Source organism: bacterium, from assembly GCA_024226335.1.
Classification (GTDB): Bacteria; Myxococcota_A; UBA9160; order SZUA-336; family SZUA-336; genus JAAELY01.
Map to the genome: position 1 here is coordinate 1 of JAAELY010000099.1, position 2,471 is coordinate 2,471.

Consider the following 2,471-nt stretch of genomic DNA (forward strand, 5'->3'; position numbering starts at 1 on the left):
GCCACTCTGGCGAACCAGGACCGGCACCCGCTGAAGTTCACCGGCCACGAGCGGGACTTCTTCGCCGGGGGTGAGTCGGATGACCTGGATTACATGCACGCACGGTACTGCGATCCGTTTGGGGGACGCTTTCTAAGCACCGATCCGGTCGGGGGCGAGCCGAATCTGCCGCAGAGCTGGAACCGCTACGCCTACGTACAGAATAATCCAATCAACGCTGTCGACCCCGACGGTGAGGTTGCTTTGCCTCTGGTCTTCGCCGCGGCGGTTGTCGGGGGAGCGTTACTCTCGCCGGATCCAGCCAACGCACCAGCGCCAGGGGATCCACTCATTGAAGGAGGCGCATCGGAGCTTCGAGGCGGAGCCTATGCGGCCGGTTTCTTCTCGCTTGTCAGAAGCCTATTGGCAATTGGTCTCGACTTCGGAGGGTCGACACCAAGTGAGCCTCCGCCAGCCAGGGCTCGACACTTCACTTCCAAGGACGGAGCTCGGGGTATTAAGGAAGATATGGCGATAGACCCGTCGCGAGGCGATCCCCTGGGAGTGGACGTCGAAGTGGAGCCGTTCGGCCCACCGAGTACGGCGAAGGGCGAGCTTGGTGCGGACAAGGGCGATAGATTTGTGGAGTTCGATCTGCCTGAAGGATCCGTTCCTCACCCAAATATAGGGCCCCGCAATACACGGCGCATTCCGACCGACACGCCGCTGGACATATCCGGTTTGAATCCCGTCTTTCGCAGAGCGTCATGGTTTGGCCTCTAGGAATCCTTCGGGGAGACTGCGAATGATCCAACCGTCAACGTTGACTGCAACTGTCGCCTCACTGCGCCTCCTGGAGCGTTCATTGGATCACGTACTTTGGGATCGATGGGAACGCTGTCGAGAGTTTCTTTCAGATGAGGATCGATCGGAACAGCTGGCAAAGACATTCGAGTCCTGGGCTGAGGTTTGTGACGATCTTGGCGCCCGCAGCCGGCGTTTCAGGGGTTTGCGGAGGTTATTTGCTCGGTGGTTCTCTGGCAAAGGGCAGGTCGAGCTGATACCCGTGAAAATCGCACGCCAGGCCCTCGAGACGTTTCGAAGGGCCTTGGTGTTGGGCGCGGAGACCGATCGGCCGACCGACGAAGAAATCGTCCGAGTCAGAATGGCTCTGTTCAGGGCCCAGGCCGACCTATTCCGGTTCTCCGGTGCACGCAGACTCGCAGACTGGACCGACCGCGTCGAGAATTTCAACGCGGCGTATCACCTCAAGGTCGTGCCGCTGAGAGAGTTCATGGAGCACAGTTAGTTCACTCGTTAATGAGAGTTACGGTCAAGTGCGATCGGGTTGTCGTTCTTGACAAGAATGGGCGCCAGGTGACGAGTTCAGAGACACCCGGCGGAACACCCAGAAGAGGGTCAATGGAGATCGCTGGATCCCAGAGAAAGGCGAGGAGATCAGACCGCCACAATGAAGAGATATGTTGCGATCGATGCCTGGCCTCGTCTTCCTGATGAAAGGTTTCTTCGTTACCGGTCTTTCCGGGTCGTTCCGGGCGAGCGGTATTGCGTCCAGCCGATTCTATCCAAAGCCAGAACGACTCCGGTCGCATTCAGGAATCCGATTCTCAGTGCCGAGAACTGCTGTTGGAACAGGATCCGGACGAAAGAAGCGAGACGTCCGAAACTCTCGGTGAGGCGATCAGTCATCACGAGCGGTCTTTTAGGGACTTCTGTGACTGAGCGCAAAGTGCGCGCCAACGGCGTCACCGACACCTACGGCGAAGAACCGAACAAGATGTCCCGCCCCGCCTCGATCACCGCGACCGCCAGCACCGAGTCCCTCTGGACGACGGGCAGCTATCGCTACGACGGAGCGGGTAACATCCTCGAGATGGGCCCCGTGCTGGGCGACGAGACCGACCAGTACCTCTACGACTCCGTCAGCCGCCTGGTGGGCACCGAGCTCTACGTGCCGAGCGTCCCCGGCCAGCAGATCTTTGCCGACGGCTTCGAATCGGGCGACAACTCAGCCTGGAGCGCGACCGGGACCGAGACCGAGGCCGACGATCTCTCGGACGTCGTCACCCGCCAGCTGTTCGGCTACGACCGTTTCGGCAACCTGTTGCTGGTCAATACCGACGGCGTGATCGAGAACATCGCGGTCGACGCGGCGACCAACCGTCTCTCGAGCCCCGCGGTCTACGACACGGCGGGCAATCTGCTGAGCATGGTCGATCAGACCGGAACGGCGGTGACGTTCGAGTACGACGCGCTGAACCGGCTGATCCGCCGCCAGCGCGACGGCGCGCCCCACACCTGGGTATTCGCCTACACCGCGGACGACGAGCGCATCAGCACGCTGGAGCTGATCCGCGGCGACCTGCGCTGGACGCTGCGGGATTCAGGCGGCCAGCTGCTGCGGGAGTACGAGTACGACGAGGCCGGCCACGTCTACCCGGTCAGAGACGAGATCTACCGCGGCCCCAGCC

General features: G+C 61.1%; 3 protein-coding genes. All 3 read left to right on the forward strand.

Going from position 1 to position 2,471, the window contains the following annotated elements:
* On the forward strand, positions 1-762 hold a 762-nt coding region (locus GY725_04340; protein ID MCP4003405.1), incomplete at its 5' end, for a hypothetical protein.
* A 283-nt stretch (positions 763-1,045) separates the two neighbouring features.
* Positions 1,046-1,288: a hypothetical protein gene (locus tag GY725_04345; protein MCP4003406.1), complete on the forward strand. Its 243-nt coding sequence runs from the start codon at positions 1,046-1,048 to the stop codon at positions 1,286-1,288.
* A 426-nt stretch (positions 1,289-1,714) separates the two neighbouring features.
* The coding region (locus tag GY725_04350; protein ID MCP4003407.1) for an RHS repeat protein at positions 1,715-2,471 on the forward strand (757 nt) is incomplete at its 3' end.